The following is a 22,575-nucleotide window of genomic DNA, read 5'->3' as shown; positions in this document are numbered from 1 at the left end:
TCGGCGCCGAGGCCGGCTGCCCCGCGCGAGCGGGGATGGACCCCGTCAAGTCGTCGACGGCACCGGGAACCTCGCGGCTGCCCCGCGCGAGCGGGGATGGACCCTCACGAAGCGCGCGCCGCACATCGGCGGGGTGGGCTGCCCCGCGCGAGCGGGGATGGACCGCCGGCGTCAACGCCGCCGGCGGCCGTGCCGAAGGCTGCCCCGCGCGAGCGGGGATGGACCCAAGGGCGACTTCATCGTGGCGCTGGGCCTGCCGGCTGCCCCGCGCGAGCGGGGATGGACCCTGCGCAGCGGCCGATAGCGGCACGCTGCTCGCGGCTGCCCCGCGCGAGCGGGGATGGACCCGGCTCGCTGGGGGCCGTGGCATCGGCCGCAGGGGCTGCCCCGCGCGAGCGGGGATGGACCTGCAGCGCCAGACCGCGGCTTCGGATGCCCTCGGGCTGCCCCGCGCGAGCGGGGATGGACCCTGCCGGCGGCGCAGAAGCTCATGGCACTGCCGGGCTGCCCCGCGCGAGCGGGGATGGACCCACCCGAAGGACTCGCAGGACACTCCCGAGCACGGCTGCCCCGCGCGAGCGGGGATGGACCCCAGCACGCGAGGGTGGATCACGGTGAGCTACCGGCTGCCCCGCGCGAGCGGGGATGGACCCGCGACAACCGCCGGCCCCGCGCCTCACCCGCGCCGCCGCCCTCCCGCCCGCTCCCGGTGCAGCCAGGTCAGGCCCGAGGACGTGCCCAGCGGTTTGCCGCCGCGCGCGGGCCGGTACTCGCAGCCGATCCAGCCGTCCCAGTGCCCCTGTGCGGCCAGCTCGTCGATGAGCTCGAAGAGGTACGGGTAGTGCACCTCGCCGCGGTCGGGCTCGTGGCGTTCGGGCACGCCGGCGATCTGCAGGTGGCCGACCTGTCCGCTGGGCAGCCAGCGGCGCAGCTGCATCGCCAGGTCGCCCTCGGTGATCTGGCAGTGGTACAGGTCCATCTGCACCTTCAGCGCGGGCGAGCCCAGGGCCTGCACCGCGTCGTGCGCGTCCTGCTGGCGGCTGAGGAAGTAGCCCGGCATGTCGCGCTGGTTGATGGGCTCGATCAGCAGCGTGCAGCCGGCAGCCGACGCGCGTGCCGCGGCCCATGCGAGGTTGTCGTGCCAGAGCGCCAGGCGTTCCTCGCGGCGCACGCCGGCGGGCAGCAGGCCCGACATCACGTGCACGCGGCGGCAGCCCAGCACCCGCGCACAGGCCAGCGCACGCTCGATGCCGTCGCGGAACTCGGCCTCGCGCCCGGGCAGGCTGGCCAGGCCGCGCTCGCCGCCGGCCCAGTCGCCGGGCGGCGCGTTGAACAGCACCTGCGTCAGGCCGTGCTCGTCGAGCAGGGCGCGCAGCGTCGCGGCGTCGTGCTCGTAGGGGAAGAGGTACTCCACGCCCTCGAAGCCGTCCTGCGCCGCGGCGCGGAAGCGCTCGAGGAAGGGCTGCTCGGGATACATCAGCGACAGGTTGGCGGCGAAGCGGGGCATGGTGGCGGCAGGTCGCGTAACGAGTGGGATGCGGTGGCGGGGCCGGCCGGCGGCCACCGCGGGCCGGCCCGGCCGGCGCAGGCCCGGGTCGTCCTGCGCGTCGGCCGGCCCCGGCGGTGTGCCGGGCGCGGGCTTACTTCGCTTCGCGCAGGCGTTCGACCTCGGCGGTCACCTCGCCCACCAGCGCCTCGCCGATGTCCTTGGCCAGCTTGGCCGAGACCGGCGCCAGGTGGCGGCGCATGCGCTCGATCTCGGCGGCGCTGACCTCGTTGACGAGGGTGCCGCGGGCCTTCAGCGAGGCGGTGGACTTGGCCTCCATCTCGCGCGAGACCTGGCGCTGGTAGGCCCGCGTCTCGACCGCGGCCTCGGTGAGCACGCGGCGTTCGGCGTCGTTGAGCCGGGCCCAGGCCTTGCCGCTGGCCAGCACGATGAGCGGGTTGTACTGGTGGCGCGTCAGCGAGAGGTACTTCTGCACCTCGTTGAACTTGTTGGCGTCGAACACCGCGGTGGGGTTCTCCTGGCCGTCGACGGCCCGGGTCTCCAGCGCGGAATAGACCTCGGTGAAGGCCATCGGCGTGGCGTTGGCGCCCAGGCCGTTGATGGTCTCGATGATCATCGGCGACTGCGACACGCGGATCTTCAGCCCCGCGAAGTCCTCCAGCCGGGCCACCGGACGGCGGCTGTTGCTGACGTTGCGGAAGCCGTGGTCCCAGTACGCCAGGCCCACCAGGCCGGCCGGCGCCTGCGCCATCAGCTTCTGGCCCACGGGGCCGTCGAGCAGCGCGTCGGCCTCGGCGAAGCTGTTGAACAGGAAGGGCATGTCGAAGACCGCGAACGGCTTGGACAGGCCCACCATCAGGCCCGGCGGCATGGTCGTCATCTCGACGGTGCCGCCCTGCAGCGCCGAGATGGTCTGGATGTCGCCGCCCAGCGTGCCGCCGGGGAAGAGCCGGATCTGCATGAGCCCCTTGGACTTGGCCGCCACCAGCTCGGCGAAACGCACGGCGCCGGCGCCCATGTGGCTGTCCTTGGGCTGGACGAAGGCGAACTTGAACGACTGGTCGCGGATCTCCTGCGCGGCCGCTGGCAGCGCGGCGGCAGCGAGCAGAGGGGCGGCGATCAGGGCGCGGGCGAGCAGGCGTCGCAGGGTGTCGGGGGTCTGCATGGTGATGTCTCCGTTGTGTCGAGGGCCTTCTGGGGGCGGTGGGCCCGGCGCCGTGGCGGCGCCGGGGCGGCGTCGTGGCCGCGGGGTCAGAGCCGCAGTTCGCGGCGGAACATGTCCTCCTGGGCGCGGCGCACCTGCACGGCCTGCTTGCTGGCGTCGTAGTCGACGTCGTCCCAGCTCACGACCTCGCCGGCCGCGATGTCGCGCTTGAGCACCATGTTGTGCGCCAGGCCGATGGGCAGCGCGCGCCGGCGCAGCGAGGTGGCGGTGGGCATCAGCTTGCCGTAGACGGTGAAGCCGCCTTCGCCGTCGAGCTTCTCGCCGGCCCTGAGCGCACGCTTGGCGGTGGCGCCGACGTCGCCGCGCCACTCGCCGGTGGCGCCGGTGGCCTCCTGGCGCACGGCGATGCTGGCCACCGAGATGCCCAGCTCCAGGCCGATCAGGTGGTAGGGCTTGTACATGGCGGCGTAGCGGCCGCTGGCGTCGGTCTTCAAGCCGTACTGCTGGAAGCAGTCCTTCACGTAGGGGCTGGGCGCCTCGAAGACGGCGTACACGCCCCAGCGCAGGTCGCGAAACACCGGGCGGCCGTCGCGCTCGAGCGAGCTGACCACCTCGACCATGCCCTTCTTCGGCAGGATGCCGCCGTCGGCGGCCGGGCGCAGGACGTGCGGCAGGTCGTCCACGCCCACCGGCGGGAACACCAGGCCGTCCTCCGGCGGCGACAGCTCGCAGCCGTTGGCCACCGCGGCCATCTCCAGCGCCGACTTGGTGCCGTCGAGGAAGCTGTTGAACATCTGCGCGTTGAAGTCGCCGCCGGCGACCTGCGCCTCGCTGAAGCCGTAGTGGCCCCAGACCGTCTCGGGCGTGCTGGCGTGGTAGACCGGCAGGTACTTGGTGCCCTTGCCGGCGCACACGACCTCCATGCCGATGGTGCGCGCCCAGTCCACCAGCTCGGCGATCAGCGCCGGCTGGTCGCCCGAGGCCATGCTGTAGATGATGCCGGCCTCGGCCGCCCGGCGCGCCAGGTAGGGGCCGGCCAGCACGTCGGCCTCGACGTTGACCATGATGATGTGCTTGCGGTGCTCGCAGCACAGCAGCGCGTGGGCGATGCCGGCGGCGGGGCTGCCGGTGGCGTCGATGACGATGTCCACCGCGTCGCTGGCGATGACGGCGTGGGCGTCGTCGGTGATGAAGGTGCTGCCGTCCTTCTTCGCCTGGGCCAGCGAGGTGGCGGCGAAACGCGGCGCGTCCCAGCCGACGCGCGCCAGCGAGGCGCGGGCGCGGTCGGGCGAGAGGTCGACCACCGCGGTCAGGTGGATGCCCGGCGTGCGCGGCGCCTGCGACAGGTACATGGAGCCGAACTTGCCGGCGCCGATCACGGCGACGCGCACCGGCTGGCCGTTCTGCGCGCGGGTCTTGAGCTTGCGGATGAGGGACATGGACTCGGGGTCTCCGTCTGGGGGTTGGCAAGGAGCGCGGTGCGCTCCGGATCGGGCGAGCCGGCCTGCCGGCTCTCTGTCGGAAGCAGTCGAAACGGTGAACGAGCCGCGCGTGTGCGGGCCACTCGCCCGGCGGCGCCGGGCGGGTGTGGCGGGCTCGTTCACGGCCTGTCAGCCGTGGAGCCAGCGCAGCGGCACCAGGACCAGTTGCGGGAAGAAGACGAGCAGGAACATCACGGCCGTCTGCGCGGCCATGAACGGCAGGACGCCGCGCGTGACCTCGGTGATGTTCATGCGGCCGACGCCGGCCACCACGTTGAGCACGGTGCCCACCGGCGGCGTGATCAGGCCGATGGCGTTGTTCATGATGAACAGCACGCCGAAGTAGACCGGGTCGATGCCCGCGGCCTTCACCAGCGGCATCAGCACCGGGGTCATGATCAGGATGGTGGGCGTCATGTCCATCGCCATGCCCACCAGCATCACCAGCGCCATGATGGCCAGCAGCAGCAGCGTCGGGCTGTCCAGCAGCGGCTCGAGCAGGCTCACCACCTGGCTGGGCACGTCGGCCACCGTGATCAGCCAGGCGCTGACCATCGCCGCCGCGACCAGGAACATGATCACCGCCGTGGTGCGCGAGGCGCTGACGAAGACCTCGGTCAGCTGCTGCCAGCGCAGCTCGCGGTAGACCAGCGTGGACACCGCCAGCGCGTAGACCGCCGCCACCACGGCCGCCTCGGTGGGCGTGAACACGCCCATGCGCAGGCCCACCACGACGATCACCGGCAGCGCCAGGGCCCAGGTCGACTCGCGCAGCGCCTTCCAGCGTTCGGCCGCGGAGGCCGGCGGCGGCGGCTGCACCGCCTCGCGGCGCGAGATCCAGCCCCAGGTCAGCGCCAGCGCCAGGCCCATCATCAGGCCGGGCACGATGCCGGCGAGGAAGAGCTTGCCCACCGACACGTTGGCCGCGACGCCGAAGACGATGAAGCCGATGGACGGCGGGATGACCGGCGCGATGATGCCCGCCGAGGCGATGAGGCCGCCGGCGCGCGCCCGGTCGTGGCCGGCGCGCACCATCATCGGCAGCAGCAGCGTGGCCAGCGCCGCGGTGTCGGCCACCGCCGAGCCCGACAGCGCGGCCATCAGGCAGGCGGCGACGATGGTCACGAAACCCAGGCCGCCGCGGCGGTGGCCCACCAGCGCCAGCGCGAGGTTGACGATGCGGCGCGACAGCCCGCCGACGTTCATGATCTCGCCGGCCAGCATGAAGAAGGGCACGGCCAGCAGCGGGAAGCTGTCGGCGCCGTTGATGACGTTCTGCGCCAGGATCTGGGCGTCGAACAGGTCGAGCTGCCACATCAGCGCCACGCCGCTGGCCAGCAGCGCGTAGGCGATGGGCGTGCCCAGGGCCATCACGGCCAGCAGCGAGCCGACGAAGAGAAACACGGTCATGGCCTGCTCCTCAGTGGCGCCAGGCGGCGCTGCGGTCCAGGTGCAGATCCTGGATCTGGGCCACGTCCTCGGACTCCTGCAGCGGCGCCAGCTCTTCGTCGCCGACGCCGGTGAGGGTGCGCAGAGCCTGGCGCAGCAGCAGCCCCAGCACGAGCACGCCGAAGACCACGCCGGCGCCGTAGAACCAGGCCATCGACAGGCCGCTGACCGGCGCGCGCACCGGCCAGTTGATCGCCGCCTGCTGCCAGCTGCCCACCAGGAGCATCGCGGTGATGCCGATCATCAGGGCCTGGCTGAGCAGCAGGCAGGCCCGGCGCGCGCCGGGGCCCAGGCGCTCGACCAGCAGGTTGCTGCCCAGGTGGCCCCGGTTCTCGACGGCCACCACCGCACCGAGCATCGTCATCCAGACGAAGGCCCAGCGGGCCAGCTCCTCCGACACGGTGATGCTGGCGTCGAAGCCGTAGCGCATCACCACGTTGCCGAAGACCAGCACCACCATCAGTGCCAGCAGCGTGGCGCAGGCGAGGTCGAGCACCCGCATGCCCCTGCGTATCCAGAAAGCCATGTCTGTCTCCGATCTTGTCTCGTCGGTCACCTCTGCGGGTGCCGGCCCCGGCCGGTGTGGACGGGGCGAGGCCACGATAGCATCGGCATTCCTGCAAAAAAACCTGCAAATCAGCACACCGGTTGTGCAGAAACTCGCATGCCCGACTTCGACTGGAACGACCTGCGCGCCTTTCTGGCGATGGCCCGCACCGGGCGCCTGACGGTCGCCGCACGGCAGCTGGGCGTGGACCACAGCACGCTGAGCCGGCGCATCAGCGGCCTGGAGGCGGCGCTGGGCACGCCGCTGTTCGACCGCCGCCCGGCCGGCTTCGTGCCCACGCCCGAGGGCGAGCGGCTGCTGCCCGATGCCGAGGCCATGGAGGCGATGGCGCTGCGCCTGACGGGGCGCCTGGCGGACGCCGGCCAGCAGCTCTCGGGCAGCGTGCGCGTGGGCTCGCCGGAGGGTTTCGGCACCTACTTCCTCGGGCCGCGCCTGGCCACGCTGGCCACGCGCCACCCGCAGCTCGAACTGGAGCTGGTGGCCATGCCGCGCAGCTTCAGCCTGTCCAAGCGCGAGGCCGACCTCGCGATCACGATGACGCGCCCGGCCCAGGGCCGGGTCTACGCGCACAAGCTGGTGGACTACGCGCTGGGCCTGTACGCCAGCCCGCAGTACCTGCAGGGCCGGCGGGCCATCCGCCAGCGCGAGGACCTCACCAGCCACCGCTGGATCGGCTACGTCGAGGAGCTGATGTGGACCGAGGAGCTGGACTATCTGCCCCAGGTGCAGCGCGGCCTGGTGCCGCAGCTGCGCATCTCCAACGTCATCAGCCAGATGATGGCGCTGGCCGGCGGCGCGGGCCTGGGCGTGCTGCCGCACTTCATGGCGCGCCAGCAGCCGGGCCTGGTGCAGGTGCTGGCGGACAAGGTGCGCCTGGTGCGCAGCTACTGGTGCGTGACGCACGAGGACACGCACGAGCTGGCCCGCGTGCGGCGTGTGGTCGAGTTCCTGGACGAGCAGGTCGCGGCGGCGGGCGAGGACTTCTGGCTCGACTGAAGCGGGTGTGGACGCCGCGCGTGGGAGCCGAGGCCCGGCAGCGCCGGCTCGCGCCGAGACACCGGCCGCCCGCCTCGAGGCGACTGCGTCACGCAGGAGGCAGGCTCGGCGTGATCTCGTCACGCCTCTTGACATAGGTCTAGTCACAAGCCTGGGCCGGCCCCGGGTCACCGTGTATCGTCCCGTCGAGTCCGATCCGCCCGTCCGTCTCGAACCCGATGAACCTCGCCCTGCCCCCCGGCCACCCGCTGCGTCTGTGCAGCGCCGCGCTGGAGATCGCACCGCTGCCGCCCGAGCGCCTGCTCGCCGCGGGCGGCGAGCCGACGGCGGCGTTCCTGGCGCCCAACGGCGAGTCCTGGGTCGGCATGGGCGCGGTGCGCTGGCTCACCGGCAAGCCGGGTGACGCGCACGCGCTGTGGGCCGGGCTGGCCGACGTCAGCCCCGACGCCCCGCCGCCCACCGCGCTGGGCGTGCTGCCGTTCTCGGCACGCGAGCATCCCGACGCGCTGTGGGCCGGCCTGCTGCCCGGCGGCGTGGTGCTGCCCGAGCGCCTGGTGGTGCAGCGCGGCGGCCGCGCCTGGCTGCGCCTGACGCTGCCGGCCGCCGAGGCCGACACGCTGCGCGCCCGGCTGACCTCGGTCGCGCGCGAGCTGGCGGCGCTGCCGGCGGCCGAGGCCGTGCCGCTGCCGGGCTTCGAGACCTTCGAGGACCGCGCCGCGGCGCGGCAGTACACCGCCGCCGTCGGCGACGCGGTGGCGCGCATCCGCGCCGGCGAGCTGGTCAAGGTGGTGCTGGCGCGCCGCGCCAGCATCGCGTTCGACGGCACGCCCACCGCCGCGGCGGTGCTGCGCCGGCTGTCGGCACACCAGAGCGGCGCCGTGCGCTACGCCTGGTGCCGCGGCGGCAAGGCCTGGCTGGGCGCGACACCCGAGACGCTGCTGCGCCTGGACGGCCGCACGCTGCGCACCGAGGCGCTGGCCGGCACCCGCCCCGAGGCGCAGGCCGACGAGCTGCACGCCGACGCCAAGGAGCGCCACGAACACGCCGTCGTCGTCGACGCGGTGCGCGCCGCCATCGCGCCCTGGGTGCAGGCGCTGCCGCCGACGCGCCCGCCCGGCCTGCGCCGCACACGCGGCCTGGCCCACCTGCACACCCCGATCGAGGCCACGCTCAGCGCCGACACCGACGCGCTGGCGCTGGTGCACGCGCTGCACCCGACGCCGGCGGTCTGCGGCCTGCCCACCGCACGTGCGGCACAGCTGCTGGCATCGCTGGAAGGCCAGCCGCGCGGCCTGTACGCCGGGCCGGTGCTGCGCCTGTCGGCCGACGGCACGGCGCACGCCGTCGTCGGCCTGCGCGGCGCGGTGCTCAGCGGCCGGCTGGCCGTGCTGCCGGCCGGCGCCGGCATCGTCGAGGGCTCCGACGGCGACCGCGAACTCGCCGAGACATGCGCCAAACAAGGCAGCGTGCTCGACGCCTGGCGCGCCTTCGTCGCGGCATGAGTCCGCAAGGCTTGTCCGGGGCGCGTTCCCGCGGGGCGGGGCCGGCCGCAGGACCGGGGGTGCCCCGATGAGCGACCTGCACACCGCCTGGGCCCGGCTGTTCGCCGGCGCGCTGCGCGCCGCGGGCGTGGGCCACGCCGTCATCAGCCCCGGTTCGCGCTCGACGCCGCTGGCGCTGGCGCTGGCGCGCACGCTGCCGCACACGCTGCTGCACGACGAACGCGCGGCGGCCTTCTTCGCGCTCGGCCAGGCCCGCGCCAGCGGCCGCCCGGCGGTGGTGCTGGCCACCAGCGGCACCGCGCCCGGCCACTGGCTGCCGGCGGCGATGGAAGCGCGTGAAGCCGGCATCCCGCTGCTGCTGCTCAGCGCCGACCGGCCCTGGGAGGTGCAGGACGCGCAGGCCTCGCAGACGGTGGACCAGCAGCATCTCTTCGGCCGCCACGTGCGCGCCTTCTACGACCTGGGCGTGCCCGACGAGCACCCGGCCGCGCTGCGCGCCGTGCCGCGCATCGCCGCGCAGGCGGTGCTGGCCACGCAGTACCCGCTGGCCGGCGCGGTGCACGTCAACGCGCGGTTCCGCAAGCCGCTGGAGCCGCAGCCCGGCCCGGGCGACGAACCCTGGCGGCCGCTGGTCGAGCGCCTGTCACGCGACGGCGCGCCGCGCCTGCTGCCGCCGGCGGCGCAGCCCTCGCCCGAGGCGGTGGCGCTGCTCGTCGAGCGGGTGCGCGCCACGCCGCAGGGTGTCATCGTCGCCGGCCCGCTGCCCGCGCCCGACGCGCCGGCGCTGCGCCGCGCGGTGGCGCGTTTCGTCGCCGCCAGCGGCTACGTGCTGCTGGCCGAGGCGACGAGCCAGCTGCGGTTCGGCCTGCCCGACACGGTGCTGCCGCGCTGCCTGGGGGCCTTCGACGCGCTGCTGCGCTCGCGCCCGGTGCGCGCGGCGCTGGCGCCGGCGCTGGCGCTGGAGATCGGCGCGCCGGCGGTGTCGGCGCAGTGGCTGGCGCTGGTGTCGGGGGCCGACGCGCCCGAGCGCATCGTGCTGCCCGGCGAACGCCCGGCCGACCCGGCCGGCGGTGCCGCGGCGATGCTGCTCGGCCCGGTGGCCGCGCTGCTGGATGCCGCCGCCGAGCGGCTGGAGGCCGAGCCCCGCACGGCGGCCGGGCAGCAGGCCGCGAGCTTCTACACCCAGCGCTGGCAGTTCGCCGAGGCCGGGGCCTGGGCGGCCCGCGAGGACGCGGCCGACGGCGGCGACGACGGCCCGCTGCACGAGCACCAGATCCCGGCGCTGCTGCGCGCCGCGCTGCCGGCCGGCGCGACGCTGATGGTCGGCAACAGCAACCCGGTGCGCGACCTCGACCACGACCTGCGCCCCGATGGGCAGCCGCTGGCCGTGCTGCACCAGCGCGGCGCCGCCGGCATCGACGGGCTGGTGGCCGGCGCCGCCGGCGCCCGGCGCGTGCTCGACGGCCCGCTGGCGCTGCTGCTGGGCGACGTCTCGCTGCTGCACGACGCCGGCGGCCTGGCCGCGGCGGCCGCGGTGCGCGGGCCGCTGGCCATCGTCGCGGTGCACAACGACGGCGGGCGGATCTTCGAGCGCCTGCCGATCGGACGCGACCCGGCGCTGGCCGACGACTGCGACACGCTGTTCGTCGCCGGCCACGGCCGCGGGTTCGAGGGCCTGGCCGCCACCTGGGACCTGGGCTACGCACGCGTGGCCACGCCGGCCGCGCTGCGCGACGCGCTGGCCGCGGCGCTGGCCGCCGACCGGCCGGTGCTGATCGAGGCCCGTGTCGCCGACGGCGGCAGCGCCACGCGCGCCGCGCTGCTGGCGGCGATGGCCGACGCCGGCGCCGCCGCGGTGGCGATGTCGTGAACGCCGGCCCCGGCACCCGCCACGCCGCACGCGGCGACGGGCCGCCGCTGGTGCTGCTGCACGGCTTTCTCGGCCACCCCGGCGCCTGGGACGGCGTGCTCGCCGCGCTGCCGTCCCACGGCGAGGCCTGGTGCCCCTGGCTGCCCGGCCACGGGCCGGCGGCGGCCACGCCGGCCACCTGGGCCGAGGCGGTGGACACGATCGCCGCCACGCTGCCGGCCGGCGCGCTGCTGGCCGGTTATTCGATGGGCGCGCGGCTGGCGCTGGGCGCGGCGCTGGCGCGGCCCGGCCGGGTGCGCGCGGTGCTGCTCGTCGGCGGCCATGTCGGCCTGGCCGGCGAGGCCGAACGCGCCGAACGTGCGGCGCAGGACGCGGCGCGTGCCGCCGCGCTGCGGCGCGACGGCCTCGCGGCCTTCGTCGACGCCTGGGAGGCGATGCCGCTGTTCGCCAGCCAGCAGGCGCTGCCGGCCGAGGCGCAGGCGGCCCAGCGTGCCGCCCGGCTGGCGCACGACGCCGAAGGGCTGACCTGGGCCTTCGAGGTCGCGGGGCTGGCGTGCATGCCCGACTACCGTGCCGCGGTCGCCACGACCGGGCAGCGGCTGCACTGGCTGACCGGCGCCGAAGACCCACGCTTCGACACGCTGGCCGCCGGGCTGGCACGGCCACCGCAGGTCACGCACGAGCGTGTGGCCGGCGCCGGCCACAACCTGCTGCTGGAGGCGCCGCAGGCCGTGGCCGCGGCGCTGGCGAGGCTGGCGGCATGAGCGCCGGGGCTCTGGCCCGTCTGGCAGAACCGGCCGCAAGCCGGAGGGTGCCAAGGTGAGCGCCGCCCCGCTGCGGCTGACGCTGGGCGCCCCGCAGCGCGTCGGCTGCGGCACGGTCGTCGTGCGCGGCACGGCGCGGCCGCGTGTCGCGCTGCGCGTCGCGCTGACGGCCGGCGCGCTGGCCGGCCACGGCGAGGCGCTGCCGCTGGCGGGGTTCAGCCCCGACGACGCCGACAGCGTCGAGGACACGCTGGCCGCACTCGCCGGCAGCGAGCTCGCGCTGCCGGCCGCTGGCACGCCGGCGGCTCGGCTGGACGCCGCGCTGGCGCCGCACGCGGCCAGGCTGGCGCGCACGCCGTCGGCCCGCTTCGCGCTGGAATGCGCGCTGCTGGACGCCGCGTCGCAGGCCGAAGGCCGCAGCGCCGCCGAATGGCTGGCCGGCGGCCGTGCGCTGCAGCCGGTGCCGGTCAGCGTACTGCTGCCCGACGACGAACGCGCGCCAGCCGTCGCCGCGGCCGCCGCGGCGCGAGGCCACCGCGTGCTGAAGCTGAAGATCACGATCCCCGGCCGCGGCAACGCCGACGAAGACCGGCGGCTGGCCGCAGTGCGCGCCGCAGCCGACGCCGCCGCCGGCCCCGGCGCGGTGGCGCTGCGGCTGGACGCCAACGGCGCGCTGGCCTCGGCCGACGCGCCGGCCCGGCTGGCGGCGCTGGCGCAGCACGGCGTCGAGCTGGTCGAGGAGCCCTGCCGGGGCATCCCGCCGCCGCTGCCGCTGCCCTGGGCCGCCGACGAGTCGCTGGCCGACCCGGCGCGCGTGGCCGCGCTGCTGGCGCTGCCGCCCGCGCGCCGGCCCGCCGCCTGGGTGCTCAAGCCGGCGCTGCTGGGCCTGGCACGCTGCCTGACGCTGGCCGACGCGGCGGCCGCGGCCGGCATCGGCCTGATCGTCACGCACGCCTTCGACGGCGACACCGGCTTCGCCGCGGCCTGCGCGCTGGCGCAGGCGCTGCCGGTGCCGCCGCTGCCCTGCGGCCTGGCGCCGCACGCCGGGCTCGGCCGGGCCTGGCCCGACCTGCCGGAGCTGCCCGTGCGCGACGGCACGGGCCTGCTCTAGGGCGGCCGGGGTGGCAAGCGCCGCCGGGACAGGAAAGACGCGAGACCTGACCCCAAGCGATGAAACGTATACGTTTCGTATACTGGCTGCATGGGAATCGTCAAAATCTCCGAGCCGATGCACGAGAGCCTGCGCATCGCCGCCGGCGCGCTGTCGCGCTCGATCAACGCGCAGGCCGAACACTGGATGCGCATCGGCATGCTCGCCGAGCTGCACCCCGATCTGCCGCACGGCGAGCTGTGCCGGATGCTGGTGCGCGCCGAGCTGGCCGGCGGGCTGGATCTGGCCCGGGTGGCTGCGGCACCCGAAGCGAGGGTGCAATGAGGGGCCCGATCCCGCGCCGCAACCCGACGGAGGTCGCGAAGGCACGCGCCGCCGGCCAGATGGCCGCGTCGGTGCTGGCGATGATCGCGCCGCACGTGCGTGCCGGCGTCAGCACCGAGGAACTCGACACGCTGTGCCACGACCACATCGTCGGCACGCTGAAGGCGGTGCCGGCCAACGTCGGCTACCACGGCTTCCCGAAGACGGTCTGCGCCTCGGTGAACGAGGTCGTCTGCCACGGCATCCCGTCGCCGGACACGGTGCTGAAGGATGGCGACATCGTCAACATCGACGTCGCCGTCATCCACGACGGCTGGTACGGCGACTGCAGCCGCATGTACTGCGTCGGCGAGGTCTCGCCGCTGGCGCGCCGGCTGGTGGACACGACCTACGAGGCGATGCGCGCCGGCATCCGCCGCGTGCGCCCGGGCGCGACGCTGGGTGACGTCGGCCACGCGATCCAGACCGTCGCGCGGCGCGAAGGTTTCGGCGTCGTGCGCGAGTACGGCGGCCACGGCATCGGCACCGTCTACCACGGCGAGCCGCACGTCGCGCACTACGGCCAGCGCGGCCAGGGGCTGCGGCTGGCCGAGGGCATGATCTTCACGATCGAGCCGATGCTCAACGCCGGCAGCGCCGCGATCCGCGACGCCGGCGACGGCTGGACCGTCGTCACGCGCGACGGCTCGCTGTCGGCGCAGTGGGAGCACATGGTGGCCGTCACGCGCGACGGCTGCGAGGTGCTGACACCCTGGCCCGACGGCCTGGGCGGCTACGCGCCGGTCTAGACACGAACGCGCCGCCCGAGCGGCGCGCCGCGCCCGACCTCACTGCTTGAGCACCCAGGCGATGACGGTCTTCAGGTCGGCGTCGGAAATCTGCTGCGGCGTGTGCGGAATCATCGGCACCGGCCCCCAGACGCCGCCGCCGCCCTTGCGCACCTTGTCGAAGAGCTGGGCCTCGACCTTCTTGCCCTTGTACTTGGCCGCGATCTCCTTGTAGGACGGGCCGACGACCTTCTTGTCGACCTGGTGGCACATCAGGCAGCCGGACTTCTTGACGATGTCCTCGGGCGCGGCCTGGGCGCCGGCGGACAGGAGGGCGAGGCCGAGTGCGGCCAGCAGGGGCTTGATCATCTGGAAGGTTCCTGTTCCGGCCCGCGGCGTCTGCTCGCCCGACGGGCTCGATGCAAATGGGAACGCTTATCGTATTCAGTCTAGACGGCTTGGCTTTGATCAAGAACAGGCCGGCCTGCGCAGCCGGCTCAGTGCGAAGTGCCCTCCGAGCGCGTGATCTTGTTCCAGACGTTGTACTTGCCGACCGGCTTGCTCATCGGCAGGCGCTTCACTTCCTTCAGCGTCTTCGCGTCGTAGACGACGAGCGCGCCGTCCAGCTCCCAGACGCTGGCCAGCGCGTAGCGGCCGTCCTTGGTGAACTCGATGTGCGCCAGCGTCTTGCCGGGCTCGCGGATCGTCGCCACCGGGGTCAGCGTCGCCTTGTCGATCAGCGTCAGCGTGTCCTTGGCCGTCGGGCTCATCATCGAATCGGCCCAGGCATAGGGCGTGGCCTCGTGGCTGCGCATGAAGAAGCCCGGGCCCGGCGTCGGAATGGTCTTCACCGGCTTCCAGGTCTTCATGTCGATGACGTCGATCGCGCCACCCTTGAGGTTGGGGCTGGCGAGCACCGTCGTGTCGTTCCACGCGAAGGTGATGCCCGAGCCCAAGTGCGGCATGCCGGCGATCGGCAGGTCGGCCACCTTGCGCCGGATGTCGAGGTTGACGACCTGCGCGCTGGCGCCCTGCCCGTCGGCCGTGGGCCGCGTCGCGCCGAGCAGGTGGCGGTAGCCCTGGTCGAAGAAGAAGTCGTCCAGCGGCTCGTCGAGCACGGTGCGGCGCGGGTTCTGGAAGCCCGGCGTGGCGATCGCCTCGCCCATCTTGTAGTCGTGCACCAGGCCGTCGTGGATGGGCTCGGCCTTCGGGTCGTAGCTGATCTCCCAGACCTCGGGGATGTCCTTCATCGCGACGACGAAGCTCTTGCGCGGCGCGGCGTCGTACACGGCCGAGACCCGTGACGCCTGCTTGCCGTCCAGCGTCTGCGCGGCGATCGTCTTCACGAGCTTCAGGTCGGCGTCGAACAGCGCGACGGTGCGCGGCAGGTAGTTGGCCGCCATCACCCAGCGGCCGTCGCCGCTGACGGCGATGTTGCGCATGTTGAGCCCGGCACGCACCTCGGCGACCACCGTCAGGTTCCAGAGGTCGTACTTCGTGATCCAGCCGTCGCGGCTGCCGAAATAGACGTAGCGCCCGTCGGGCGTGAACTTCGGCCCGCCGTGCAGCGCGTAGCGGCTGGCGAAGCGGTGGATCACCTCGAAGCGGTCGCCGTCGACCAGCGAGACGTGGTGGTCGCCACCTTCGACGACGACGAAGAGGTTCATCGGGTCGGCGCGCCACACCGGCTTGGCCGGCAGCTTCGCGGCACCCGGCGTCTCTTCGCGCGAGGCGCGGATGTCGGCCTCGCTCCAGGCCGGCGCCGGGTTCACCGGCTGGTAGACCCAGGCGGCCAGCGCGTCGATCTCGGCGGCGCTCAGCGTGGCGGCAAAACCCGCCATCTGCGTCGCCGGGCGGCCCTGGGCGATGACCTTGCGCGCTTCGGCCGGGCGCAGGCGCTCCAGGCTCTCGGGCAGCAGCGCCGGGCCCATGCCGCCGGTGCGCTGGGCGCCGTGACAGGCGGCGCAGTGCGTCGTGTACAGCGCGGGGGCGGCCGGTTCGGCCACCGGCTGTGCCAGCGCGACGTCCCAGCCGACCCAGACGACGGCCGCGGCCAGCACCAGCTTCAGCGTGCGCTTACGCATGTTCGTTCTCCCGACGGCCGAAGGGCGCCAGCGCGACGCGCGCCGCGTCGGCACCGGCGGCCAGGCCGATCTCCTCGTCGTCGAGATAGCAGCCCGGGTCTTCGGCCCAGGCGTCGCCGGTGAGCTGCTGGGCACGCACACGCGTGTTGCCGCCGCAGATCGCGAAGTGGCGGCAGCCGGCGCAGCGGCCGCCGACCGGGCGCGGGTGGGCCTTCAGGCCGGCCATCAGCGGGTCGCTGGTGTCGCTCCAGATCGCCGAGAACGGCCGCTCGCGCACGTTGCCCAGCGTGTGGTGCCACCACATCGTGTCGGGGTGCACGTTGCCGAGGTTGTCGATGTTGGCGACGTTGACGCCGCTGGAGTTGCCGCCCCAGGCGACCAGGCGCTCGCGCAGCGCGTCGGCCCACTCGGGCCAGCGCGCCGCCACCCACTGCAGCAGGAACGGGCCGTCGGCGTCGTTGTTGCCGGTGACGTAGTCCTCGTCGCGGCCTTCCTGAACGCTCTGCCAGGCGCGTTCGAACAGCAGCGCCATCGCCTGGCGCGTGGCGGCGAACTGCGAGTCCTTGCCGCGGTGGATGTTGCCGCGGCCGGCGTAGTTCAGGTGCGAGAAGTAGAACTTGTCGACCTGCTCCTCGCGCATCAGCGCCAGCAGCGCCGGCAGGTCCTGCTGGTTCAGCGCCGTCATCGTGAAACGCAGGCCGACCTTGACGCCGCGTGCACGCAGCAGGCGCACCGCGGCCAGGCTGCGGTCGAAGGCGCCGTCCAGGCGGCGGAACTTGTCGTGCGTGGCTTTGAGCCCGTCCAGGCTGATGCCGACGTAGTCGAAGCCGGTGGCGGCGATGCGGTCGGCGCAGTGGGCGTCGATCAGCGTGCCGTTGGTCGACAGGCCGGTGTAGAAGCGCATCGCCTTGGCGCGCTCGGCGATCTCGAACAGGTCCGGGCGCATCAGCGGCTCGCCGCCGGAGAGGATCAGCACCGGCACCTGATAAGCCTTCAGGTCGTCCATCACCGTGCCGACCTCGGCCTTGCTCAGCTCGCCGGCGTAGTCGTGGTCGGCCGACAGCGCGTAGCAGTGTTTGCAGGTAAGGTTGCAGCGCCGGATCAGGTTCCAGATGACGACCGGCCCCGAGGGGCGCGGCGTGCGCACCGCCGGCCAGGCGCCGGTGCGGACGGCGGCATCGAGTTCACGCAGGTACTGGCTGATGCGGAACATGGTGTTAGGGCCTTCTCGATTGCTCCCTCTCCCGCCTGCGGGAGAGGGTGGGGGTGAGGGCTCGCGGCGCACCAACACCCTCACCCCGGCCCTCTCCCGCACGCGGGAGAGGGGGCAAGGCAGAGCGGCGCGAGGCGTCGGAGCTCATATCCGCAACCCGGTCTTCTTGAGGATCGCGATGGAGTAAAGGATGTCGTGGCCGCGGCAGGCGCTGCCGAGCAGCGTTTCGACCTCGCGGGCCTGGGCCTCGACTTCGGCGCGGCTGCGGCCGTGCAGCATCGCGAACAGGTTGTAGGGCCAGGCCGGCAGGTGGCGCGGGCGGCGGTAGCAGTGGCTGACGCCGGCCAGCGCGCCGATGCGTTCGCCGAGCGCGTCGACCTGCTCGTCGGCGACGTCCCAGACGCTCATGCCGTTGGCGGTGAAGCCGAGCCGGTAGTGGTTGGGCACGGCGCCGATGCGGCGCACCAGACCTTGCTCGAGCATCTGCGCCAGGCGCTCGCGCACACGTTCGCCCGGCACGCCGAGCATCGCCCCGACGGCTTCGTAAGGCCGCGGCACCAGCGGCAGCCCGCCTTGCGTGGCGGCGATCAGCTCGCGGTCGAAGGCGTCAAGCGGCATCGTCGGCCTCCTCGGTTTCCAGCGCCGCGGCGGCATCGGCCAGCGGCAAGCGCAGCTCGACGAAGTACTCGCGCTCCTTCGGGAAGGCGAGCACCGGCAGGCCGGTCTCGGCCTCGATGCGTGCGATCGCGGCGTCGGCCGCGGCCGGCGTCTCGGCGGCGACGACGAACCACATGTTCAGCGCGTGCTCGCGGCGGTAGTTGTGCGCCACCTCGGGCCGTGCGTTGACGATCGCGGCGACGGCGTCGAAACGCTCCTCGGGCACGGCGATCGCGGCGAGCACGAAACGCCCGCCGGCACGTTCGATCTGGAACAGCGGGCCGAAACGGGTCAGCACGCCGGCCGTCAGCCAGCCGTGCACCCGTTCGATCAGCGTGTACTCGCTGCAGCCGAGTTCGGCGGCCAGGTCGGCGAACGGCCGGTCGCTGAGCGGCAGGCCGCCGTGCAGGCGGTCGATCAGCCGCAGGTCCTCAGGCGTGAGCATGGGCGGACTCCTGGACGGGGGCGCCGAAACGCGAGGCACCGGTCTGCTTGAAGCGCCGGCACGAGAACAGCACCGAACGCGGGACGTGCTGCAGCCCGGCGGCCACGGCAGCGCGCTCGAGCACGGCGTGCACCGCCTCGCGGTCGCGGCCGTGCACCATGCCGTACAGGTTGAAGGGCCAGCCTTCGACACGCGCGCGGCGGTAGGCCAGCGTGACGCCGGGCACCTGTGCCAGCGCTTCGCCGCGCGTGTCGACCTCGGCGTCGGGCACGTCGAAGACGGCCATCGCGTTGGCGGCGAAACCGAGTTCGTGGTGGCGCACGATGGCGCCGAAACGTTTCAAGGTGCCGTCGATCAGCCAGCCGCCCAGCGTCGCGAGCACGGCCTCGGGCTCGCAGCCGAGTTCACGCGCCCAGAGGTCGTAAGGCCGCGCCACCAGCGGCAGGCCTTGTTCGACCAGCGCGGCCAGCGGCCGGTCGGCGGCCGGCACCGCCGGCGCGCGGCGCTGCGGCGCCATCGCCTCGGGCGCGGTGCGCGCGCGCAGGTCGAAACCGAGGTCGATGCGGTAGGGCCGCAGCAGCGGCAGGCGCAGCGCCGGCAGGCCGCTGGCGTGTTCCAGCCGCGCGACGACGGCCTCGACCGCGCCGGCGTCGCCGGCGTTGACGACGAACCACAGGTTCAGCGTGTGCTCGCGCTCGTAGTTGTGGTTGACCTGCGGCTCGGCCGAGACGAGCGCCGCCACCGCGTCCAGCCGCGCCGGCGGCACGGCCATCGCGACCAGCAGCCCGGCACCGCCGGCACCGGGGCCGAAGACGCCGCCGATGCGCGACAGCGCGCCGCGGCGCAACGCGTCGCGGAACGCCGCCAGCACCTCGGGCGCCGGGCGGCCGGTGGTCGCGGCGATCGCCGCGAACGGCGTGCGCTCCAGCGGGAAGCGCTGCTGCCAGCGGTTGAGCAGGTCGGTGCCGTCCATGCCTAGAACCCGACCCGGTGGGCGCGCGAGGTGAAGAAGATGCCGCTGGGCGAGTCGACGGCCAGCGTCGCCAGCGTCGTGAAACGCGTGGTGTCGACGATGCTGACGCGGTGGTCGTCGCGGCTGCTGATCCAGACCGCGTCGCCACGCGGCGTGAACTCCAGGTGCAGCACCGCCTTGCCGGGCGAGAAGGTCTGCACGACCTGCTGCGTCAGCGTGTCGATGACCTGCACGCGGTCGTAGTCGGGCACGGCGAAGTTGACCCAGACCTGGCGGCCGTCGGGCCGCGCCATCACGAACACCGGCTGGCCGGCGACCGCGATGCGGCCGACTTCCTGCCAGCTCTCGGTGTCGACGACCAGCACCTCGTGGCGGCCGATGGCCGGCAGGTAGGCGCGCCGCCCGGCGACGGCCCAGCCGCGCAGATGCGGCATCTTGTAGACCGGCAGCGGCGCCTGGCCGCGGCCGTAGCCCGACAGCACCTTGCGCGCGCGCAGCGGCTCGGCCCAGAGGTCGACGAGCGCCAGGCCGTCCTCGCCGAACAGGCCGGCGACGTAGTGGCGGCCGTCGGGCGTGACCAGCGCGTCGTAGGGCTGGCGGCCGATGCCGGCGAGCTGGGTCGTCTTCGGCGCCGCGGCGTCGCTGCAGTCGGTGATCCAGATCGCGTCGGCGTCGAACAGGCTGTAGGCGAAACGCCGGCCCGGCAGGTCGACGAGGCCGACGACGCGCGAGCGCTGGCCGGGCGCGTATTCCGCCGGCACGTCGGCCACGAGCGCCAGCGTCGCGGCGTCGAAGACCTTGATGCCGCCGGGCGTGTAGTTCTGCGCCGCGACCAGCGTGCCGTCGGCGCTGATCGCGCCGCCGATCGAGTTGCCGGCCTGCATCACGCGGCCGGCGATGCGGCGCTCCAGCAGGTCGACCTTGCTGAGGCCGCCGTCGCGGCCGAAGACGTAGGCGTAGCGGCCGTCGCGCGAGAACACCGCCGAGGCGTGCGACAGGTCGCCCAGGCCGCCGACGCGGCCGAGCACGGCGCGCGCGCTGGTGTCGACGACGACGACGGAACCGGCGGCACGTTCGACGACGAGGCCGAGGTCACCGGTGCCGCGCAAGGCGGGGGTCTGGGCACAGCCGGGCAGCAGCGCGGCCAGCGGCGGCAGCGCGAGCGCGGCGAGCAGGTCGCGGCGTTTCATCATCGGGAGGCGGGCAGTTCGGGGAAGCCCGTGAGCAGCCGTTCGGCGATCCAGCGCGCCTCGCCCTCGTCGAGCATCGCGCGCCAGGGCGGCATCGGCGTGCCGGGGCGTCCGTGGAAGATCGTCGCGGCCAGGCCGTCGACGGGTTTGTCGGCCAGCGCCTGCGGCGTCAGCGCGGGGCCGAGACCGCCGCCGAGCCGCATGCCGTGGCACGAGCCGCAGTCCTGCCGCACCACCCGCACCAGCTGCTGCTGGCGCTCGGGTGCGGGGTCGGCGGCCATGGCGGTGGTGGCCGCCGTCGTCAGCACGACGGCCGCCCACCGGCGCAGCCTCAGCCTTGCTTGAGGATCCACGCGATGACCTCCTTGAGGTCGGCGTCGGAGATCTTCTCGGGCGGGTTGGGCGACATCGGGATCGGGCCGAAGCTGCCCGAGCCGCCCTTGCGCACCTTGTCGAAGAGCTTGGCACTGACGTCCTGGCCCTTGTACTTCGTCGCGATGTCCTTGAACGACGGGCCGACGAGCTTCTTGTCCTTGGTATGGCAGGCCATGCACGCGGCCTTGGTGAGCGCGTCCTCGGGTGCGGCCAGCGCACCGGCGGAGACGAAGGCGAGGCCGAGCGCGACCAGCAGGGTCTTCTTCATGGGAGTCCTTTCGGGGCGGGGAGGCCGGGAGCGGCGCCGGTGCCGCCCCCGGTGCGCGACATCAATAGATGTCGTGCTGGGTGTTGAAGATGTTGAAGTGGCCCGTGGGCGTGATCAGCCGCGGGTCCTTGATGACGGCCTTCAGCTTCAGCGTCTTGTCGTCGACGACGACCAGCGCGCTCTGCTTGTTCTTGGCCGACCAGACCGAGAACCAGACCTCGTCACCGGCCTTGTTGAACTCCGGCTGCACGACCCGCTTGGCGCCGTCGTCGCCCAGGCCCGCCCACTGCGCGATCGGCAGCACGGTGAAGCCCTTGTCGAGGTTCTTCACGTCGTAGACCGCGACCGACTGCGACAGCGCCGGGTCGGGGTTCAGCGGCGTGTCGACGTACAGGTGCTGCGACTTCGGATGGCTCTTCAGGAACAGCGAGCCGCCACCCTGGCCGGTGAGCTTGGCGACTTCCTTGAAGGCGTAGGGCTTGTGCTTGACCGGGTCGGTGCCGATCAGCGAGATCGTCTCGTCGCCCAGGTGGCCGGTGGCCCAGACGGGGCCGAAGGTCGGGTGCACGAAGTTGGCGCCGCGGCCCGGGTGCGGGATCTTGCCGACGTCGACGATGGCCGCCAGCTTGCCTTGCTTGGCGTCGATGACGGTGATCTTGTTGCTCTGGTTGGCCGCCACCATGAAGTAGCGTTTGCTGGCGTCCCAGCCGCCGTCGTGCAGGAAGGGCGCCGAGCCGATCTCGGTCATCTTCAGCGCGTCGAGGTTGGAGTAGTCGACCATCAAGGTCTTGCCCGTCTCCTTGACGTTGACGATGAACTCCGGCTTGTAGTGCGACGCGACGATCGACGCGACACGCGGCTCCGGGTGGTACTCCTGCGTGCCGACGACCATGCCACGCGTGGCGACGATCTTCTTCGGCTCCAGCGTGTCGCCGTCCATGATCGTGAACTGCGGCGGCCAGTAGGTGCCGGCCACGGCCAGCTTGTCCTCGTAGCCCTTGTACTTGGAGGTCTCGACCGAACGCGCCTCCAGGCCGACGCGGATCTCGGCCACCGTCTCCGGGTGCTCCATCCACATGTCGATCATGTTGATCTTGGCGTCGCGGCCGATGACGAACAGGTAGCGGCCCGAGGCCGAGGTGCGCGAGATGTGCACCGCGTAGCCGGTCTTGATGACGCTGATGATCTGCTTGCTGTCGCCGTCGATCAGCGCGATCTCGCCGGCGTCGCGCAGCGTCGTCGAGAAGATGTTGTCGATGTTGAACTTGTTCATCTTGCGCGTCGGCCGCTTCTCGGGCGGGACGAGCACCTTCCAGGTCTGCTTCATCTGCGCGAGGCCGAACTCCGGCGGCTGCGGCGGCTCCTGCTGGATGTAGCGGGCCATGATGTCGACGGTCTTCTCGTCGAGCTCGCCCGAGGTCAGCCAGTTCGGCATGCCGGCGGGGCTGCCGTAGGAGATGAACACCTTCAGGTAGTCGGTGCCCTTGGCCAGCGTGATGTCCGGCGTCAGCGGCTTGCCGGTGGCGCCCTTGCGCAGCACGCCGTGGCAGCCGGCGCAGCGCTCGAAGTACGTCTTGCGGCCGAGCTCGAACTCGGCCTCGGTCATCGCCGGGGCCTTGGGGTTCGTGCTCTGGTGCATCGGCTCGTGGGCCAGCGGCGACGGGGCGCCCTGGTAGCTCTGCTGCGCCGGCGGCATCGTGCCGTGGGTGTCGGCGGCGGCGGACGCCGCGCCCTGGGCCATCGCGCCGGCGGACGCCAGCAGGGCCGCCAGCGCGGCGGCGCCTGCGACCGAGGTCTTGCGGATCATGTTCTCTCCTTCTTTCTCAGCAGGTCGCGACCGGCAGGAAGACCGGCGGCGTGACGCGG

The 22,575-nt window shown here is 73.4% G+C and carries 22 protein-coding genes and 1 CRISPR repeat array (1 of these 23 running past the window's edge); of the genes, 7 read left to right on the top strand and 15 right to left on the bottom strand.

Annotation, left to right across the window (positions count from 1 at the left end):
* Positions 1–653: direct repeats of the CRISPR family, unit length 29 nt; unit sequence GGCTGCCCCGCGCGAGCGGGGATGGACCC (it extends 5,354 nt beyond the left edge of the window).
* Between the two features lie 23 nt (positions 654–676).
* From otnI to LOC65_RS17065, 5 genes are all read right to left on the bottom strand, one after another.
* Positions 677–1,507 (bottom strand): 2-oxo-tetronate isomerase, encoded by an 831-nt coding sequence (gene otnI, locus LOC65_RS17085; protein WP_164962980.1) that lies wholly within the window; start codon positions 1,505–1,507, stop codon positions 677–679.
* Positions 1,508–1,640: 133 nt separating this feature from the next.
* Complete coding sequence (locus LOC65_RS17080; RefSeq protein WP_230248392.1) at positions 1,641–2,672, bottom strand: TRAP transporter substrate-binding protein; 1,032 nt, start codon at positions 2,670–2,672, stop codon at positions 1,641–1,643.
* 86 nt (positions 2,673–2,758) lie between these two features.
* Positions 2,759–4,111 carry an NAD(P)H-dependent oxidoreductase gene (locus tag LOC65_RS17075; RefSeq protein ID WP_009856774.1) on the bottom strand — a complete coding sequence of 451 codons (1,353 nt, stop codon included), beginning with the start codon at positions 4,109–4,111 and terminating at the stop codon, positions 2,759–2,761.
* 171 nt (positions 4,112–4,282) lie between these two features.
* A complete protein-coding gene (locus tag LOC65_RS17070; RefSeq protein WP_009856775.1) occupies positions 4,283–5,563 on the bottom strand; it encodes a TRAP transporter large permease in 1,281 nt (426 codons plus the stop codon).
* Positions 5,564–5,573: 10 nt separating this feature from the next.
* Complete coding sequence (locus tag LOC65_RS17065; protein WP_029719051.1) at positions 5,574–6,128, bottom strand: TRAP transporter small permease; 555 nt, start codon at positions 6,126–6,128, stop codon at positions 5,574–5,576.
* A gap of 138 nt (positions 6,129–6,266) precedes the next feature.
* Here LOC65_RS17065 and LOC65_RS17060 point away from each other — a divergent pair, with 138 nt between their 5' ends.
* The 7 genes from LOC65_RS17060 (at position 6,267) to map (ending at position 13,525) form a co-directional block, all read left to right on the top strand.
* Positions 6,267–7,166 carry a LysR family transcriptional regulator gene (locus LOC65_RS17060; protein ID WP_009856777.1) on the top strand — a complete coding sequence of 300 codons (900 nt, stop codon included), beginning with the start codon at positions 6,267–6,269 and terminating at the stop codon, positions 7,164–7,166.
* 218 nt (positions 7,167–7,384) lie between these two features.
* Entirely contained in the window at positions 7,385–8,668 is a 1,284-nt protein-coding gene (locus tag LOC65_RS17055) for an isochorismate synthase MenF (protein WP_164962984.1), read from the top strand.
* 67 nt (positions 8,669–8,735) lie between these two features.
* The gene (gene menD / locus LOC65_RS17050; protein WP_230248391.1) at positions 8,736–10,538 is read left to right on the top strand and encodes a 2-succinyl-5-enolpyruvyl-6-hydroxy-3-cyclohexene-1-carboxylic-acid synthase; all 1,803 of its coding nucleotides are present in this window, start codon (positions 8,736–8,738) and stop codon (positions 10,536–10,538) included.
* Complete coding sequence (locus LOC65_RS17045) at positions 10,535–11,302, top strand: alpha/beta fold hydrolase (protein WP_051141734.1); 768 nt, start codon at positions 10,535–10,537, stop codon at positions 11,300–11,302. The genes menD and LOC65_RS17045 overlap by 4 nt, the downstream gene beginning before the upstream one ends.
* A gap of 55 nt (positions 11,303–11,357) precedes the next feature.
* A complete protein-coding gene (locus tag LOC65_RS19530; RefSeq protein WP_230248390.1) occupies positions 11,358–12,413 on the top strand; it encodes an enolase C-terminal domain-like protein in 1,056 nt (351 codons plus the stop codon).
* 90 nt (positions 12,414–12,503) lie between these two features.
* A complete protein-coding gene (locus LOC65_RS17035) occupies positions 12,504–12,737 on the top strand; it encodes a ParD-like family protein (protein ID WP_164962988.1) in 234 nt (77 codons plus the stop codon).
* Entirely contained in the window at positions 12,734–13,525 is a 792-nt protein-coding gene (gene map / locus LOC65_RS17030) for a type I methionyl aminopeptidase (protein WP_230248389.1), read from the top strand. Before LOC65_RS17035 ends, map begins: the two co-directional genes overlap by 4 nt.
* Positions 13,526–13,564: 39 nt before the next feature.
* On the opposite strand, the gene LOC65_RS17025 is transcribed toward map, so the two are convergent.
* The 10 genes from LOC65_RS17025 to LOC65_RS16980 all read right to left on the bottom strand — a co-directional run bounded on the left by LOC65_RS17025 (position 13,565) and on the right by LOC65_RS16980 (position 22,516).
* Positions 13,565–13,873, bottom strand: coding sequence for a c-type cytochrome (locus tag LOC65_RS17025; RefSeq protein ID WP_164962990.1), 309 nt, complete (start codon positions 13,871–13,873; stop codon positions 13,565–13,567).
* Positions 13,874–14,001: 128 nt separating this feature from the next.
* Positions 14,002–15,588: a cytochrome D1 domain-containing protein gene (locus tag LOC65_RS17020; protein ID WP_310736942.1), complete on the bottom strand. Its 1,587-nt coding sequence runs from the start codon at positions 15,586–15,588 to the stop codon at positions 14,002–14,004.
* Complete coding sequence (gene nirJ / locus LOC65_RS17015) at positions 15,581–16,801, bottom strand: heme d1 biosynthesis radical SAM protein NirJ (protein ID WP_230248388.1); 1,221 nt, start codon at positions 16,799–16,801, stop codon at positions 15,581–15,583. The genes LOC65_RS17020 and nirJ overlap by 8 nt, the downstream gene beginning before the upstream one ends.
* A 144-nt stretch (positions 16,802–16,945) precedes the next feature.
* Positions 16,946–17,419, bottom strand: coding sequence for an Lrp/AsnC family transcriptional regulator (locus LOC65_RS17010; RefSeq protein WP_230248387.1), 474 nt, complete (start codon positions 17,417–17,419; stop codon positions 16,946–16,948).
* Positions 17,409–17,903 carry an Lrp/AsnC family transcriptional regulator gene (locus LOC65_RS17005; protein WP_230248386.1) on the bottom strand — a complete coding sequence of 165 codons (495 nt, stop codon included), beginning with the start codon at positions 17,901–17,903 and terminating at the stop codon, positions 17,409–17,411. The genes LOC65_RS17010 and LOC65_RS17005 overlap by 11 nt, the downstream gene beginning before the upstream one ends.
* Positions 17,890–18,876 carry an Lrp/AsnC family transcriptional regulator gene (locus LOC65_RS17000; RefSeq protein WP_230248385.1) on the bottom strand — a complete coding sequence of 329 codons (987 nt, stop codon included), beginning with the start codon at positions 18,874–18,876 and terminating at the stop codon, positions 17,890–17,892. The genes LOC65_RS17005 and LOC65_RS17000 overlap by 14 nt, the downstream gene beginning before the upstream one ends.
* Positions 18,877–18,878: 2 nt before the next feature.
* A complete protein-coding gene (locus LOC65_RS16995) occupies positions 18,879–20,066 on the bottom strand; it encodes a cytochrome D1 domain-containing protein (protein WP_230248750.1) in 1,188 nt (395 codons plus the stop codon).
* On the bottom strand, positions 20,066–20,347 hold the full coding sequence (locus tag LOC65_RS16990; RefSeq protein WP_050801786.1) for a cytochrome c: 282 nt from the start codon (positions 20,345–20,347) through the stop codon (positions 20,066–20,068). The genes LOC65_RS16995 and LOC65_RS16990 overlap by 1 nt, the downstream gene beginning before the upstream one ends.
* A gap of 50 nt (positions 20,348–20,397) precedes the next feature.
* Entirely contained in the window at positions 20,398–20,709 is a 312-nt protein-coding gene (locus tag LOC65_RS16985) for a c-type cytochrome (RefSeq protein WP_164962997.1), read from the bottom strand.
* 61 nt (positions 20,710–20,770) lie between these two features.
* Entirely contained in the window at positions 20,771–22,516 is a 1,746-nt protein-coding gene (locus LOC65_RS16980) for a nitrite reductase (RefSeq protein ID WP_164962998.1), read from the bottom strand.
* Positions 22,517–22,575 lie beyond the last annotated feature (59 nt).

This window comes from Rubrivivax sp. JA1055, assembly GCF_020966565.1.
GTDB classification, from domain to species: domain Bacteria; phylum Pseudomonadota; class Gammaproteobacteria; order Burkholderiales; family Burkholderiaceae_C; genus Rubrivivax; species Rubrivivax benzoatilyticus.
This window is presented reverse-complemented; position numbering and strand designations above follow the sequence as displayed.